We start from the raw sequence: 16,022 nt of genomic DNA on the forward strand, positions 1-16,022 counted from the left end.
GGCGGCCGATCGGCTCGTTCACCTCGCCGGTGCGGCGGCGGGGCGTGCCTTCGACGATGGCGAGGTAGGTCTTCTCGACGGTGCGGTCGGCGAATTGCGCGGCGAGGGACTGGTGGGCGAGGTCGTTCTTCGCAATGACGAGGCAGCCGCTGGTTTCCTTGTCGAGGCGATGGACGATCCCGGGGCGCTCGACGCCACCGATGCCGGAGAGATCCTTGCAATGGTGGAGCAGGGCCTGCACGAGCGTGCCGGTGGCGTTCCCCGCGCCGGGGTGAACGACGAGCCCGGCGGGCTTGTCGAGCACGAGCAGATCGGAGTCCTCGTGAAGAATGGCGAGGGGAATGTCTTCGCCGACGAGTTCCTCGACGGGCGTCGCGTCGGGAATGCGCACGGTGAGGGTGTCGCCGGCGCGCAGGATCTCGGCGGCGCGGGTGGGGGCGCCGTTGCGAAGGATCTCGCCGGACTCGAGCAGGGTCTTCGTTCGCGAGCGGGAGAGGCCCTCGATCGCGGTGGCGACGAAGCGGTCGAGGCGCACGCCGGCGGTCTCGGGCACAATTTCAAATTGGTGGGTCTGCATGGTGTCGGGCGCGGGTTTCGGCGATTGCCGGAGACAGGTGGCCGCGGTAGAGTTCCGGGCATGTCTGACGCGATCGAGCCGATTGTGGAGCCGTGCCCCTCCTGCGGCCAGTCAATTGACGTGACCGGCCTCGCGCCTTTTTCGGAAGTGGCCTGCCCTTCGTGCGGAAAGACAATGCGAGCCCGCATCCAGTTCAACCACTTCACGCTGCTCGAGCTGCTCGGCGAGGGCGGAATGGGCTCCGTTTACAAGGCGCTCGACCGCAATCTCGATCGCAAGGTCGCGCTGAAGATTCTCAAGGCAGATGCCGCCTCGACCGAGGCGGACTGGGAAAAACTCGCGACCGAGGCGCGAATGACGGCGGCAGTGAATCATCCGAACGTCGTGAAGGTCTACTCCTTCGGCGAAGATCACGGGCAGTTCTACCTCGCGATGGAGCTGGTCGAAAAGGGGTCGCTCGATGGCCTCATGCTCCTGCAGACGCGGCTTTCCGAGATGCACGTGCTCGACCTCGCGATCCAGGCGACCGAGGGCCTGCGCGCGGCCTACGAGGTGGGCCTCATCCATCGCGACATCAAGCCGGGGAACATCCTTTTCGCGAACGCGAAACTCGCGAAGGTCGTGGACTTCGGTCTCGCGCGGGTGATGGACGAGGGGGCGCAGGAGGCCGGCGAGATCTGGGGCACGCCCTTTTACGTGGCGCCGGAGAAACTCGACGGGCGGCCGGAGGATTTCCGCAGCGACATCTACAGCCTCGGCGGGACGTTGTTTCACGCGTTGTCGGGCCGTCCGCCGTTCGATGCGAAGACGGCCTCGATGGTCGTGCTCAAACACATCAAGAGCCAGGCGGTGAGCCTGCAGGCCTTCGCGCCAGGCATCTCCGACGAGACCGCCTACGTGATCAACCGGATGCTCAACAAGGATCCGGACCAGCGTTACGCCTCGCACGAGGAACTCCTCCAGCATCTTCACTACGCCCGCCAGCAATTGCAGGAGCGCACCTCGAAGCTGAATGGTGCGAACGAGGCCCGCAGCCCGTATCCACCGCGCCAGGGCACGCGCCCGCTGCTCATCGGCATGTGGACCGCGGCCGCCTCGCTCGCTCTCGCCGCCTGCGTCGGCGTCCTGATTTCCCTGCGAAGTCCGCATCCCGGGGCCGCATCGGGCGTCACGTCCGGCCCCGAAGCCGCCCTCGTCGCCCAGGGCCGCACGGCGCTCAATGCCCGGAAGTTCGACGAAGCCGTCGAGCGTTTCACCGCGGCGGTGACCGCCGCCGGCACGAAGCAGCCGGAGCGCAACTGGGCGCTGGCACAGTTGGCTCTCGCCACCACGCTCGGAGGGAAGGGAGCGCCTGCGCGGGACACCTTCGCGGCCCTCGCCAGGGACGGAATTTTCAATCCCGAGCTCACCGCGCAGCCGCTTGGCCGGCTTTTCATCGACCTCGGTCGGTCCCTCGAGGGCGACGAGGTCGTTCCCGCTGCCGACGCCGAAAAGTGGTCGACCACCGACGCGGACGCATTTGCGTTGCTGGCGTTCGGCATGAAGGATTGGACCGCCGGACGGGTGGCCGATGGCGGGGCGTTCCTGGAACGGTTTGCCCGCGCGACGCCGCCGGCGCCGAATCGCTGGATCGCGGATTTTCGACCGCTGACGGAGCCGTATCTCGCGGAATATCGCAACTTCCTCGAGCTGCAGGCTCTTGTGAAGAACGCGACGAAGGCCTCGGCCGCGAGCCTGCTCGTGAAAATCGAAAAGGCGAAGGAACAGGTAAAAACCGGTCCGCCGATGATTGCGCAACTCGACGCGCTTGCGCAGGGGCTGCCGCTCGACTGAGGGCGCGGGTGGACAGCGGCATTTCCAGGGCTACATTCCGGCCATGAGCAGCGACCCGCTGAAACTGACGCCCGAGCAGATTCATCAAAAACTCACGGAATTTCTGCGCTCCGGCTTTGGCGCGAAGACCGCCGACGCCCCGGCGGGCGAGGACGAAGACGAGGACGACGATCTCGACGATGAAGAGGACGAGGACCTGTTCGAGTTCAATTTCAAGCCGCGCGACATCAAGCGCCATCTCGATCGGTTCGTCATCAAGCAGGACGAGGCGAAGAAAGTCCTGAGCATCGCCGTCTGCGACCACTACAACCACGCGCGCCATGCCCGGCGCGTGCTCGACGAAGATCCCGAGGCGCTCATCGAATACGCGAAGCAGAACGTCCTGCTGGTCGGTCCGACCGGTGTCGGCAAGACCTATCTCGTGAAACACATTGCCGAGCTGATCGGGGTGCCGTTCGTGAAAGCCGACGCGACGAAATTCAGCGAGACCGGCTACGTCGGCGGCGATGTGGAAGACCTCGTGCGCGAGCTCGTTCACAAGGCCGACGGCAATATTGCCCTCGCGGAGCACGGCATCATCTACATCGACGAGATCGACAAGATCGCCAGCTCCGCGAATGGCTCCGGTCGCGACGTGAGCGGGCGAGGGGTGCAGACCACCCTCCTCAAGCTCATGGAGGAAACCGAGGTGCCGGTGCGAAATCCGATGGACCTCCAGGCGCAGGTGAAGGCCGCTTTCGAAATGCAGCGCAACGGCGGCGAGGCCTCGCGCGACTCGATCAACACGCGACACATCCTTTTCATCGTGAGCGGCGCCTTCGACAAGCTCGACGAGCAGGTGCGCCTGCGTCTCCGGCAGGCGCGAATGGGCTTCGGCGCCGAGCCGGCCACGCTCAAGGAAAACGCGACGCTCCTCCGCGACGCCACCACGCGGGATTTTGTCAGCTACGGCATGGAGCCGGAGTTCATCGGCCGCCTGCCGGTGCGCGTCGTCTGCGACCCGCTCGGCGCGGAGGATTTGTTCGAGATCCTCAAGCGCTCCGAGGGCAGCATCATTCGTCAATACGAGCGCGCATTTCGCGCCTACGGGATCGAGGTGCTCTTCGAGGACGATGCCCTGCACCGCATCGCCGAGGTCGCGGAGCAGGAAAAGACCGGCGCCCGCGGCCTGCTCACGGTCTGCGAACGCCTCCTGCGCGACTACAAATACGAATTGCCCGACTCGGGCGTCACGTCCTTCACGGTGAGCGAGGGCCTCGTTGCGGATCCCGCCGCAGCCCTGCGCGCCCTGCTCGACAGTGGTCACGCCGAGAAGGAGAAGGCGCTCGGGGCCATCGTCGACGAGTTCGCCCAGCGGTTCCGCGATCAGCACGAGCTCGACATCAGTTTCGAGCCCGAGGCCGCCACGGCCCTCGTCGCCCGCGCCCTTGCCGAGAATGGCGGAGTCCGCGAGCTCTGCGAGGCGCTGTTCAAGGATTACCAGTTCGGCCTCAAACTCATCCGGAAGAATAGCGGTCGGCGCGAGTTCCGCATTCCCCGTCGCGCCGTGGAAGATCCCGACGGCGTGCTGAGCGAATGGGTGGTGGAATCCTATCGCAATGCACGGGAGAATGAGACAGATTCTCCCTCTTCCCCATGAGATATTTCAAGGCCACCCTGCTTATCGGCACGATCGCGGTGCTCGCGGTGCTCGTGCTCGACGCCACCGGCTGGATTCACCCGCTCGAACTCCTCGCCTCCCAGCTCCTCACGCGATTCTCCCCCACCGGCACGCTGGTGCCCACCTCGCACGCGTTCGTGCTCATCGTGTCGGCCATCATCGGCTTTGCCTGCGCCTGGACCACGGTGGACATCTCCCGGCCAGCGGGAAAGACGGCCGTGGCATTCAGCGGCATCTTTTTGCTGCTGAGCAGCGCCGTCGTCGTCGCGCTCTACGGCGTCTTTTTCTCGCCGTTCCAGGCCGTGATCGCCGCTTTCTTCAGTTACGTGATCGGCATGTTCTACGGCCGCAGCGACTCGGGCGCCCGCAAGCGCGTCCTGCAGCGGCTTTTCGGCAACCGCATCTCGAAGCCGCAATTCGCCCGGCTGGTGGATTCCAACCATCCGCTCAGCTTCCCGGGCACCGAGCAGAGTGCGACCGTCGTCGTCTGCGAGGTCCACAATCACGTCGAGCTCCTCGAAAGCCTCAGCCCCGAGGACTACGTGGCCATGACGAATCTTTACCTGAAGACCGCGTCGAACTACCTCGTCGACGCCGGCGGTTATCTCGACGAATGCGGCGGCGAAAGCCTGCGCGTGGTCTTCGGGGCGCCGATCACTCGCGCCGATCACGCCGTCGCCGCGTGCCGGGCCGCGCTCGAGCTGGCCGCCCGCGTCGACACGCTCAACAAGGAATGCGACGCCCGCTGGCATCAGCGCCTCGACTTCCGCGTGGGCATCAACTCCGGCGCGATGATCGCCGCGGCCTATGGCGGGGAGCGCCTCGGCTCGTTCAGCGTGGCCGGGCCGGCCGTGGAATTTGCCCGTCGCCTCTGCGCCGCCGGGGCGAACTACGGCTGCCGCATTCTCGTCGGCCCGGAAACTTACGCCGAGGCCCACGACTTCGTCGAAGGCCGCCCGATCGAACTGCTCCGCCGTGCCGATGGCCGTCGCATCGAGCTCTACGAGGTCCTCGCCCCGGTGAATGCGCTTTCGCCCGAGCGCGCCCGCAGCCGCGAGCACTTCTGGAAGGGCGTCATCTACTACCGCGATCGTCGCTGGGACCTCGCGATGGAGGAATTCTCCAAGGCCCGCATCACCGGCATTCCCGATCCCGGCCTCGACGCCTACGTGATGCGCACCGAGCGCGCGCGCCGCGGCGATACTTCCGCGCCGCTTACGCCCGCCGTCCTCGCGGAAATCAGCTGAGCCGCGTCCTGTCCTTGAAGCCGGTCGATTATCCCGAGCCGTTCCAGCAGCTCGCGCGGCAACTCCGCCGGCTGCCCTCGATCGGCCCGCGCAGCGCAGAGCGCATCGCCCTCTGGCTGACAGCCTCGCCGGATGCCCACAGCGAGGCGTTGATCGATGCCCTCTCCGTCGCCGCCCGTGAGGTGCGTCCCTGCGAACGCTGCGGCTTTTTCGCAACGGATCCCGAATGCGTGATCTGCATGGATCCCGAACGCGGCGGCCGCGAAATCTGCGTCGTGGAAACCGCGACCGACGTGCTGCCGGTGGAGCGGACGGGATTTTTTACGGGCCGTTACCACGCGCTCGGCGGCCGCCTTGCGCCCCTGGAAAATGTCGGCCCCGAGGACCTGCGGATCGACGCCCTCGTGGCCCGGATCGCCGACGAGCAACCGACGGAAATCATCCTCGCACTCGCCTCCGACGTGGAAGGCGAAGCCACCGCCAATTACCTCGCCGAGGTGCTCGCGAGCGCGGCTCCCGGCATCCGGGTGAGCCGGCTGGCGCAGGGGCTGCCGGCGGGTGGGGGACTCGAGCACGCCGACCAGCTCACCCTCCAGCGCGCGCTCGTCGGTCGCATCGGAATGCGGCGCTGATTGCGTTTCGACCCATTTTACGCCACCTTCTCCGCCAGCGATGTCCTGCTCGAAGATCGATCCCACTCTGCACCAAGCCAAGAAGCCCGAATGGATCAAGGTGCGCCTGCCCTCGAATCCCGTTTTCTTCTCCACGAAGGGCCTTATTTCCGACCTGAAGCTTCACACGGTCTGCGAGAGCGCCCAGTGCCCGAATCGCTGGGAATGCTGGAGCCAGGGCACGGCCACTTTCATGATCGCCGGCGAACGCTGCACGCGCGCCTGCGGTTTCTGCGCCGTGGACACGGCGAAGCCCTTCGCCCTCGAGGCCGATGAGCCCCAGCGCGTCGCCGAGGCCATCCGCCGCCTCAGGCTCAAGCACGTCGTCATCACCGCCGTTGCCCGCGACGACCTCGCCGACGGCGGCGCGGACCACTTCGCGCAGACGATCGAGGCCGTGCGTGGCGTCGATCCGGAAATCATCATCGAGGTGCTCACACCCGACTTCAATGGCAAGGAAGGCCCGCTCCAGACGGTGCTCGACGCAAAGCCGCACGTCTTCAATCACAACCTCGAGACCGTCGAGCGCCTCACTCCGCTCGTCCGTTCCCGCGCGAAATACCGGCTCTCGCTCGACTTCCTCAAGCGCGCGAAGGAGCTCGATCCGAACGTCGTCACCAAGAGCGGCCTGATGCTCGGTCTTGGCGAAACCGAGACCGAGATCTTCGAGGCCATGGACGACCTTCGCGAGGCGAACGTCCAGGTGCTCACGATGGGCCAATACCTGCGTCCGACTCCGAATCATCTGCCCGTCGTCGAATACATCCGCCCCGAGACGTTCGATCTCTACCGCGAGATCGCGACGAACAAGGGCTTCGAATACGTGGCCAGCGGCCCGCTCGTTCGCAGCTCCTACCACGCGGCGGATTACAATCCGGTCAAGCGCCCGGCCTGATTTCGCTTCCGCCTGTAACAACGGGCGACAAATGCTTATGGGGAAGGGGACGCCATGCCGCCTTCCTCCGCCAATGCCCGGCCGCTCTTCGTCACGACGCGCTGGTCGATCGTCCTTGCGGCACGCGCGGGGAACTCCGACGGCGCGGCGCTCGAGACCCTGTGCCGGACGTATTGGTATCCGCTCTACGCCTTCGTGCGCAGTCGCGGACATGCGCCAGCCGATGCGCAGGACCTCACCCAGGAATTCTTTGCCAGGCTGCTGACGCGCAATTACCTCGATGCCGTCTCGCCGGATCGCGGCCGCTTCCGCACATTCCTCCGGATGGCGCTGCAGCGCTTCCTCGCAAACGAATGGGATCGCGCGCGGACCCGGAAACGGGGCGGCGAATGCGTGCACGTGCCCTTCGACACCGTGATCGCCGAACGCCGCCTGAGCGATGAGCGCGACCACACCCTGCCGCCGGATCGCACGTTTGACCGGCGCTGGGCGCAGGCGCTGCTGGACGATGCCGCGATGCGCCTGGAGACCGAATACCGCGCCGCCGGCAAGGCCGCGGAATTTTCCGCACTGAAGCCGCATCTCACGGCCGGGCGAGGCGAAATTCCCTACGCCGAGATTGCGAAGGCCCTCCAGACTACGGAGGGTGCGGCGCGGGTCGCGATTCATCGGCTGCGCCGGCGATTTCGGGAGCGCTTCCGCGAAGCGGTGGCCGACACGGTCGTGACGCCGGAGGAATTCGAGATGGAAATGCGCGAAGTGCTCGACGTGCTGGGAAACCGGTAACAACCGGCCGGAGAAACTGATTACGCAGGCATGAGCGAATCCTCTTTTTGTCCTCAATGCGGCGCGGCGCTGTCGACCGGCGGAATCTGCGCGACCTGCGCCGCGAACTTTCTGCAAGGCGAGCCCACGGTCGCTCCGGGCGAGCCGTTCGTGCCACCGAGCGTCGAGGAACTCGCCGCCAGATTTCCTCGTCTCGAGATCCTGGAGCTCATTGGTCGCGGTGGCATGGGGGCGGTTTACCGGGCACGGCAGCGGGAGCTCGACCGCATCGTCGCCCTGAAAATCCTGCCGCCCGGCATCGGCGACGATCCGGCCTTCGCCGAGCGCTTCGCCCGCGAGGCCCGGGCGCTCGCCAGGCTCAACCATCCGAACATCGTCACGCTCTTCGAATACGGACGCGCCGAGGACGGATCGTATTTCTTCCTGATGGAGTTCGTCGATGGCTTGAACCTTCGGCAACTGTTGGCCGCGGAGCGCGTCTCGCCACGGGAGGCTCTCGCCATCGTGCCGCAGATCTGCGACGCGCTGCAGTTCGCGCACGACCACGGCATCGTCCATCGCGACATCAAGCCGGAAAACATCCTGCTCGATCGCGGGGGGCGCGTGAAGGTCGCGGACTTCGGGCTCGCGAAGCTGATCGGCTCCGTCGCCGAAGATCCGGGCGAGAGGATGACGACGAGCGGGGAACTGACCGGCGCCGGCAGGGTTCTCGGCACGCCGAGCTACATGGCCCCGGAGCAGACCGCGCAGCCAGACGCCGTGGACCATCGCGCGGATATCTACGCGCTCGGGGTCGTATTCTACCAGATGCTCACCGGCGAGCTGCCCGAGCGACAGATCGAGCCGCCGTCGCGCAAGGTCCGCATCGACGTGCGCCTCGACGAGGTGGTGTTACGAGCCCTCGAAAAAAATCCCGACCGCCGCTACTCGCAGGCGAGCGTGCTGAAGACGCAAGTGGAAGAAATTCGGGGGACGGCAGAGCTCGAGGACCATCCCCACACCGGGGGAGAGCCTCCCAAGCGCGGGATGCCGCTCGTGCTCGGCGCGTCCGTTCTACTCCTGCTGGGTCTTGTGGCCATGTTCCTCATGCGCAGTGGGCAGCCTTCCGAGAAAGCCCAGGAGCCACCGGTCGAAAACGTAATGAACCCCATCGCGGAGCCGGTCACGAGCCCCATTGAGGACCGCGCCACCTTGCAAAGACGCCTGTTAGATCTCGCGATTTCCACCGCGGAGCTGCGAGGACAATACCGGGAGGGACATCCGAAAGTGGTCGCCGCGGACACGAATCTCACGGCCTTTGAGAGGACGCACCCTGGCCTTCACGGTGAGGACTTCAACGCCCTGATCGAGACAACCCGCACAAATCTTCTCATCGAGGACAATCGACTCAGCTCGCGGTATCGGGCTTCCCATCCCCTGCGAGCCGCGGTTCGCAGGAAGCTCGACGCGCTCGCAGGACTGCTCGCCCTGGAGCAGAGTGACGTTTCCCCGGAAAGATCCGCTGCGGCAGACTGGTTGAAACTCATGGACGCCGCCGATTACGCGAAAGCGTGGCAGGAGGCGGCCCCGAGTTTTCGCGCCAGCATTTCGAAAAAGGATTGGATCGAGAAAGCGACCCAGGTTCGCTCTCCCCTTGGCCGGATCTCCGATCGGAAAATGACCTCGTTCGAGCGAACGACGAACATGCCGGGAATGCCCGACGGCGCCTATTTCATCGCGAAGTTTCAGACCACATTCGCCGAATTGCCCGGAGCTACGGAGACCGTGAAATTCGCGCTCGATCCGCCCGAGGGATGGAAGACCATCGCCTACTTCATTCTTCCGCCTGAAGGAGGCGATTTCCCGGCATCTCCGCCGAAAACCGCGGATGAACGCGCGGCCGTCGCCGCGGCGGAGGCCTGGCTTGCCGGCATCGACGCCGGAGAATATGCGGAGAGCTGGCCAGTCGCGTCCGCGGCGTTCCGGGCCACGATTACGCAGGCCAGCTGGACCGCCGCTCTCGTGGCCGCCCGCGCTCCGCTCGGCGCGCTGAAGAGCCGCACCGTGAAAACTGCCCGATCGCTCGAACGTCTGCCGGGGACGGCTGCCGGCCAGTTTGTCGTGATGCAATTCGCGACGAGCTTCGCAAACAAGCGGAACAGCGTCGAAACGGTCACGTTTGCGAAGGCTGAAAATGGCGTCTGGGAAGCCTCGGGCTATTTTATCAAATGAGCGCGTCATCCGGCTTTCATCGGGCGCCCTGGAGCCGCCCCCTGGTTGTCAGCTCTGTCCTCGCAACGGTCGTCTGCGTCGGGATCGGGGCAGGGCTTCCAATGTGGGTCGAAAATCCCGGCGTCTGGTGGGCGACCCCGCTGCTGCTCGCGCTCCCGCCGCTCTGCGCACTGTTCCTCGTGCGCGGTTATCGGATCACGCCGGATGCCATTCTCGTCCTGCGGCCAGGCTGGACGACGCGCCTGCCGCGAGCAGGGCTGCTCTTCGCGGAAGCTGCGCCGGACGCGATGCGGGGAAGCATCCGCCTCTGCGGTAACGGTGGATTCTTCGCCTTCACGGGACTTTTCTGGAACCGGACGCTCGGTCGTCATCGCGCGTTTGTCACCGATCCTGCGCGGACCGTGGTCCTGCGTTATGCGCCGCGCACGGTGGTCATATCACCGGCGGACCCCGCCGTTTTCGTCAGCGAATTGCGGCAATCTTCTCGCAAGGAAGAAGTCGGATTTTAGGCGGCGAGGAAGGTTGCCGCCGGGGTCCCGGAGTGTTACGTTCCCGCCCCGGTGGAACAAAAGCTGCTCCAAGGGGACGCGGACGTTTTACTTGCTCTTAACCATACGAAACTCAGCCAAACAGGATGTCGATGAACCAAGCCTTTCCGACCGGAACCCGCTCGCTCTATTCACCGGAACACGAACATGATGCCTGTGGCGTCGGCTTCGTGGCTCAGGTCAGCGGGAAACGTTCGAATCGCATTCTCAAGATCGGCCTGCGTTCGCTCTGCGCCCTGATGCACCGCGGCGCTCTCGACGCGGATGCGAAGACCGGCGACGGCGCCGGCGTGATGACGCAGATTCCCTACAAGATCTTCGCGCCAGAGGTCGCCCGGCTTGGCCACCAGCTCTTCCAGGAAAGCGATCTCGCCGTCGGCGTGATGTTCCTGCCGTTCGACCACGCTTACGCGCAGGCCCGGGCGAAGGCGATCACCGCCGAAGTCCTCGAAAAGCGGGGCCTCTTCCTCTTCGGCTGGCGCGAGGTGCCGATCAATCTCCGCGTGCTTGGCGAAAAGGCGCAGACGACGCTGCCGCGCATCGAGCAGGTCCTCATCGGCAAGCCCTGGGGCATGGCCGACGACGACTACGAGCGCCGGCTCTTCCTCGCCCGCAACGAGATCGAGGACATGGCCGCCGCGGATGGCATCAGGAATTTCTACATCCCGTCGTTCTCGCACCGGACGATCGTTTACAAGGGCCTGCTCGTCTCGGCCTCCCTCGAGAAGTTCTATCCCGACCTGACGAACCCGAATTACGAGACCGCGATCTGCGTCTATCACCAGCGCTACAGCACAAACACCTTCCCGACCTGGCCACTCGCCCAGCCGTCGCGCATGCTCGCTCACAACGGCGAAATCAACACCGTGCGCGGCAATCGCAACTGGACGAAGGCCCGCGAAGCCGAGTTGCAGGCGGATTTCTGGGGGTCCGATATCGACCTGCTGAAGCCGATCGTCCAGGCCGGCGGCTCGGATTCCGCCAGCCTCGACAACGTTCTCGAGGTCATGACGATGTCCGGTCGCAGCCCGTTGCATACGATGACGATGCTCGTTCCGCCGGCATGGCGCTCCGACAAGAAGATGTCTCCGGAGCTGCAGGCGTTCTTCGAATACCACCGCTGCATCTGCGAGCCGTGGGACGGTCCGGCCGCGCTCGTCTTTACAAACGGCCTCACCATCGGCTCGTGCCTCGACCGCAACGGTCTGCGCCCCGCGCGCTACAAGCTCACCAACGACGGCGTGTTCGTGCTCGGCTCCGAAGTCGGTCTTTCCGGCCTGCCGCCCGCGAGCGTCATTGAAAAGGGCCGCCTCGCTCCCGGCGAAATGATCGCGATCGACACCGTGGCCGGCAAACTGATGCGCGATCGCGAGATCAAGCAGGCCCTTGCCGAGCGCAAGCCCTACAAGGAGTGGGTCGAGAAATATCTTCTCAAGTTCCCGTTCGCAAAGGCGGAGGAAATCCTCCCGCCCGCCGCGGAGATCGACCTCTTTGGCCTCACCCAGCGCCAGATCGCCTTCGGCTACTCGAGCGAAGAGCTCGACATGATCATCAAGCCGATGCTGAAGACGGGCGCCGAGGCCGTGGGCTCCATGGGCGACGACACGCCGCTCGCCGTCCTCTCGCTCAAGCCGCGCCTGCTCTACACCTATTTCAAGCAGCTTTTCGCGCAGGTGACGAATCCACCGATCGATCCGATCCGCGAGAAACTCGTCATGTCGCTGCACACCGTCCTCGGCTGGCGGCGGAATCTCCTCAGCGAAACACCCGAGCACGCCGAGCAGGTCATGGTCGACTCGCCGATCCTGCTCGACTGCGAACTCGCGCGCCTCAAGGAACTGCCCGCCCCGCACAAGGCCGGCACGGTTTCCACGCTCTGGCCGGTCAGCGAAGGCACGGCCGGTCTCGAAGCGGCCATCGCCCGCATCAAGGCCGACGCCGAAGCGGTCGTCGATTCCGGCGCGCGCATCCTGATCCTCTCGGACCGTGGCGTCGATGCCGCCAACGCTCCGGTTCCGGCACTTCTCGCCATGGGCGCCGTGCATCACCATCTCACGAACGTCGGCAAGCGCATGCGGGCCAGCATCGTCGTCGAGTCCGGTGAAGCGCGCGACGTGCACCAGATCGCCTGCCTCGTGGGCTACGGCGCAAGCTGCGTGAATCCCTATCTCGCCTTCGAGACGATTCAGGAAGTCCTCGAGGATACCCTGGCTGCGACGACCACCGCGCTCGCGACCGCCAGGGCCGCCGATCCGGTCAATCCCGAGAAACTCGCCAAGGCCGAGGCCGCTTTTGCCGAGGCCCAGGCGACCACGTTCGCGGTGGCCTGCAAGAACTACCGCACGGCGCTCGAGAGCGGACTGCTCAAGATCATGTCCAAGATGGGCATCTCGGTCGTCAGCAGCTATCGCGGCGCGCAGATGTTCGAGGCGCTCGGCGTCGCCAGCAAGGTCGTCGCGGAATGCTTCACCGGCACCAGCTCGCAAATCGAAGGCGTGGGCTACGAGGAGATCGCCTCCGAGAGCCTCGCCCGCCACACGATGGCCTACGGCGGCGAAGTCCCGGTCGAGGCCGGCAAGCTGGACGATCCCGGTTACTACCGCTACCGCCGCGGTGGCGAGCTTCATGCCGTCACCCCGCCCGTGATGCAAAATTTCCACACCTACGTGGGCATCAAGGGCATGGACAAGGCCGGCAAGCTCGAAGACTACCAGAAATACGTGGAGGCCGTGAAGGCGACCCGCCCGACCGCGCTTCGCAACCTGCTGGAACTCGTTCCACTGCCCGACGGTCCGGTGCCGATCGAGGAAGTCGAGCCGGTCGAGGACATTCGTCGCCGCTTCACCACCGCCGGCATGTCGCTCGGCGCGCTCAGCCCGGAAGCTCACGAGACGCTCGCGATCGCCATGAACCGTATCGGCGGCAAGTCGAACAGCGGCGAGGGTGGCGAAGATCCCGTTCGCTTCAAGCGCCGCGAAGACGGTGATTGGGCGAACAGCGCCATCAAGCAGATCGCTTCGGGACGTTTCGGCGTCTCCGCCGCGTATCTCGCAAGCGCCAAGGAAATTGAGATCAAGATGGCCCAGGGCGCGAAGCCGGGCGAGGGCGGTCAGCTGCCCGGTCACAAGGTCAGCCCCTACATCGCGAAGCTCCGTCACTCCGTGCCGGGCGTCACCCTGATCTCGCCGCCGCCGCACCACGACATTTACTCCATCGAAGATCTCGCGCAGCTGATCTACGACCTCAAGCAGGTCAATCCGCGCGCCCGCGTCACGGTGAAACTCGTCTCGGAGGCCGGCGTCGGCACGATTGCGGCCGGCGTTGCCAAGGCGCATGCCGACATCATTCTTGTGAGCGGTCACGACGGAGGCACCGGCGCCTCGCCGCTGAGCTCGATCAAGAACGCCGGCGGCCCGTGGGAACTCGGCGTCGCCGAGACGCACCAGGTGCTCATGCTCAACGGCCTGCGCAACCGCGTCACCCTCCGCACGGACGGCGGCATGAAAACCGGCGAGGACATCGCCATCGCCACGTTACTCGGCGCCGAGGAATACAACTTCGGCACCGCCGCGATGATCGCGATGGGCTGCGTTTACGTCCGCCAGTGCCACCTGAACACCTGTCCGGTCGGCGTCGCCACCCTTGACGACCGCCTCCGCGGCAAGTTCAAGGGCAAGCCGGAGCACGTCGTGAACTTCTTCAATGGGGTCGCCGCCGAAATGCGCGAAATCATGGCCAGCCTCGGCTTCCGCACGGTCGACGAGATGATCGGGCACGTCGAATGTCTGCGCCAGAAGGCGATTCCCGAGCATCCGAAAGCGAATACCCTCGACCTTTCCAAGCTCCTCGTGGATGTCTCCAGCGATGACCCCACGGCCGCTCGCCATGCCACTCGCGAGCGGAACGATGGCCCTGAGGATCAGACACTTGACGAGATTATTCTGCAGGATGCGAAAGAAGCCATCAACGACATCAAGCCGATCAGCCTCGATTACAAGATCAAGAACACCAACCGCTCGGTCGGCACGCAGGTGTCCGGTGAGATCGGTTACCAATATGGTGCGGAAGGGCTTCCCGAGGGCACGGTGGAATTGAAGTTCGAAGGGTCCGCGGGCCAGAGCCTCGGCGCCTTCCTGTCGCCGGGCGTTCGCCTGATCCTCACCGGTGAAGCCAACGACTATGTCGGCAAGGTCATGAGCGGTGGCGAGATCATCATCAAGCCGCGTCCGAACTCGAGCTTCCTTGCGAAGGACAACAGCATCCTCGGAAACACCGTGATGTATGGCGCCACCGGCGGCAGATTGTTCGCCAATGGCCGGGCCGGCGAGCGGTTCTGTGTGCGGAACTCGGGCGGCACCGCCGTCGTCGAGGGCGTGGGTGACCACGGCTGTGAATACATGACCAACGGCACCATCGTCATCCTCGGCCCGACCGGAAAGAATTTCGGCGCGGGAATGACGGGCGGCGCTGCTTACGTGCTCGATGCCGCCGGGGAGTTCCCGGCCAAGCTGAATCCCCAGCTAGTCGTGGCGGATCGCCTGAGCGCGGACGAAGACATCGCCACGCTGAAGGCCCTCGTCGAGAAGCACGCGGAGGTCACCGAAAGTGCCCAGGCGAAGGATCTCCTCGCGGATTGGAACAACGCCAAGGCGCTGTTTTGGAAGGTTTCGCCGAAGATCCCTGATGCGCCGCCAGCGCCGAGGGGCGAAAAGGCGGACGGCCCGGACAACGAGTCCAAGCAGACGATCACGGAAAACGTGACCGTGTCTCGCTAGGCGCTGCCGGTCACTCGAAGAATCTGCGCGTCCCCGATGAGGGGACGCGCTTTTCTTTTTCGCGGCGGGCTCAAAGTTCCCGGGGGCGAACGGTTGAGAAACCCAAGCCGACCCGATTGGTTTGATTTTCGTGCGCTACTTGCCGGCGCGCTGCCGCGTCCGCTCCGCGAGAATCACCACCGCTACGAGGAGCAGGCCAGGCAGCGCAATGGCCACGCCGCCGGGCAGGCGGTGGTTTAAGCCGCCCAGCACCGCCCCCCCGAAATACGCGGCCCAGGTGAGGAGGGGAAGCCAGGGCGTCTCCCGGGCGGGCGGCAGATCGGACATTGGCCCCCGAATTTTCCGGACGAGCCGGCTAATTCCCGTCGTGAGCGTGCCGGTGACAAAGACCGTGGAGACGCCCGAGACACCGACCTGCTGCACGGCGGCGCTTTGCAGGCCCATGGCCGCCGATGTTGCCGCGACGAGACCGGGAAGAAACTGGCCGCCACTCAGGGCGATCACTCCGGCGCTCGCGAGCACCAATGCGGCGGCGAGAGCCAGCGCCATGCTGATCCGGGATGACCACCCCGGCCTGGGCGCGGCCACCAGCCAGGAGCCCACCGCCGCTCCCGCGCAAAATCCGCCGAAGGCGATGCCGGCGAGGGCTGCGCCACCGCCATGAGAGATCGCGATTGCGAGCACGACCGAGTTCCCGGTCATGTTGGCCGGGAAAACCCCGGCATCGATGAAGGCGATCGCATCCACGCAACCGGCCGCGAGACTGAGGAGGAGCAGACGAATGGCCAGCGGAAAGTCACGCGCGTCGTTCACGATGCG

General features: G+C 65.3%; 11 protein-coding genes. 9 read left to right on the forward strand and 2 right to left on the reverse strand.

Features of this window, described 5'->3' with window-relative positions; genetic code table 11:
• Positions 1–553, reverse strand: a 553-nt coding sequence (locus VIM61_13415) for an RluA family pseudouridine synthase (protein HEY8901404.1), incomplete at its 3' end; no start/stop codon positions are given.
• 198 nt (positions 554–751) lie between these two features.
• Between VIM61_13415 and VIM61_13420 the strand changes: the two genes are divergently transcribed.
• The 9 genes from VIM61_13420 to VIM61_13460 all read left to right on the forward strand — a co-directional run bounded on the left by VIM61_13420 (position 752) and on the right by VIM61_13460 (position 15,203).
• Positions 752–2,410 (forward strand): serine/threonine-protein kinase, encoded by a 1,659-nt coding sequence (locus VIM61_13420; GenBank protein HEY8901405.1) that lies wholly within the window; start codon positions 752–754, stop codon positions 2,408–2,410.
• Between the two features lie 43 nt (positions 2,411–2,453).
• Positions 2,454–4,049, forward strand: coding sequence for an AAA family ATPase (locus VIM61_13425; GenBank protein HEY8901406.1), 1,596 nt, complete (start codon positions 2,454–2,456; stop codon positions 4,047–4,049).
• On the forward strand, positions 4,046–5,317 hold the full coding sequence (locus VIM61_13430) for an adenylate/guanylate cyclase domain-containing protein (GenBank protein ID HEY8901407.1): 1,272 nt from the start codon (positions 4,046–4,048) through the stop codon (positions 5,315–5,317). The genes VIM61_13425 and VIM61_13430 overlap by 4 nt, the downstream gene beginning before the upstream one ends.
• A 14-nt stretch (positions 5,318–5,331) precedes the next feature.
• On the forward strand, positions 5,332–5,949 hold the full coding sequence (gene recR, locus VIM61_13435) for a recombination mediator RecR (GenBank protein HEY8901408.1): 618 nt from the start codon (positions 5,332–5,334) through the stop codon (positions 5,947–5,949).
• A 40-nt stretch (positions 5,950–5,989) separates the two neighbouring features.
• Positions 5,990–6,883, forward strand: a complete 894-nt coding sequence (gene lipA, locus VIM61_13440) for a lipoyl synthase (protein ID HEY8901409.1) — start codon at positions 5,990–5,992, stop codon at positions 6,881–6,883.
• A gap of 54 nt (positions 6,884–6,937) precedes the next feature.
• Positions 6,938–7,669 carry a sigma-70 family RNA polymerase sigma factor gene (locus tag VIM61_13445; GenBank protein HEY8901410.1) on the forward strand — a complete coding sequence of 244 codons (732 nt, stop codon included), beginning with the start codon at positions 6,938–6,940 and terminating at the stop codon, positions 7,667–7,669.
• Positions 7,670–7,699: 30 nt separating this feature from the next.
• Positions 7,700–9,880, forward strand: coding sequence for a DUF4019 domain-containing protein (locus tag VIM61_13450; protein ID HEY8901411.1), 2,181 nt, complete (start codon positions 7,700–7,702; stop codon positions 9,878–9,880).
• On the forward strand, positions 9,877–10,389 hold the full coding sequence (locus VIM61_13455) for a PH domain-containing protein (protein HEY8901412.1): 513 nt from the start codon (positions 9,877–9,879) through the stop codon (positions 10,387–10,389). Before VIM61_13450 ends, VIM61_13455 begins: the two co-directional genes overlap by 4 nt.
• Positions 10,390–10,520: 131 nt before the next feature.
• Entirely contained in the window at positions 10,521–15,203 is a 4,683-nt protein-coding gene (locus VIM61_13460) for a glutamate synthase-related protein (GenBank protein ID HEY8901413.1), read from the forward strand.
• 135 nt (positions 15,204–15,338) lie between these two features.
• Here VIM61_13460 and VIM61_13465 read toward each other — a convergent pair whose 3' ends face one another.
• Positions 15,339–16,016, reverse strand: a complete 678-nt coding sequence (locus tag VIM61_13465) for a YoaK family protein (GenBank protein HEY8901414.1) — start codon at positions 16,014–16,016, stop codon at positions 15,339–15,341.
• Positions 16,017–16,022: the final 6 nt, after the last annotated feature.

This window comes from Chthoniobacterales bacterium, assembly GCA_036569045.1.
Taxonomy (GTDB): Bacteria; Verrucomicrobiota; Verrucomicrobiia; order Chthoniobacterales; family JAATET01; genus JAATET01.

Bases quoted from the DNA above. Each gene is read 5' to 3' on its own strand.
- lipA (HEY8901409.1), top strand. From the start codon at position 5,990: ATGTCCTGCTCGAAGATCGATCCCACTCTGCACCAAGCCAAGAAGCCC.
- VIM61_13455 (HEY8901412.1), top strand. From the start codon at position 9,877: ATGAGCGCGTCATCCGGCTTTCATCGGGCGCCCTGGAGCCGCCCCCTG.
- VIM61_13445 (HEY8901410.1), top strand. From the start codon at position 6,938: ATGCCGCCTTCCTCCGCCAATGCCCGGCCGCTCTTCGTCACGACGCGC.
- VIM61_13425 (HEY8901406.1), top strand. From the start codon at position 2,454: ATGAGCAGCGACCCGCTGAAACTGACGCCCGAGCAGATTCATCAAAAA.
- VIM61_13450 (HEY8901411.1), top strand. From the start codon at position 7,700: ATGAGCGAATCCTCTTTTTGTCCTCAATGCGGCGCGGCGCTGTCGACC.
- VIM61_13460 (HEY8901413.1), top strand. From the start codon at position 10,521: ATGAACCAAGCCTTTCCGACCGGAACCCGCTCGCTCTATTCACCGGAA.
- VIM61_13420 (HEY8901405.1), top strand. From the start codon at position 752: ATGCGAGCCCGCATCCAGTTCAACCACTTCACGCTGCTCGAGCTGCTC.
- VIM61_13430 (HEY8901407.1), top strand. From the start codon at position 4,046: ATGAGATATTTCAAGGCCACCCTGCTTATCGGCACGATCGCGGTGCTC.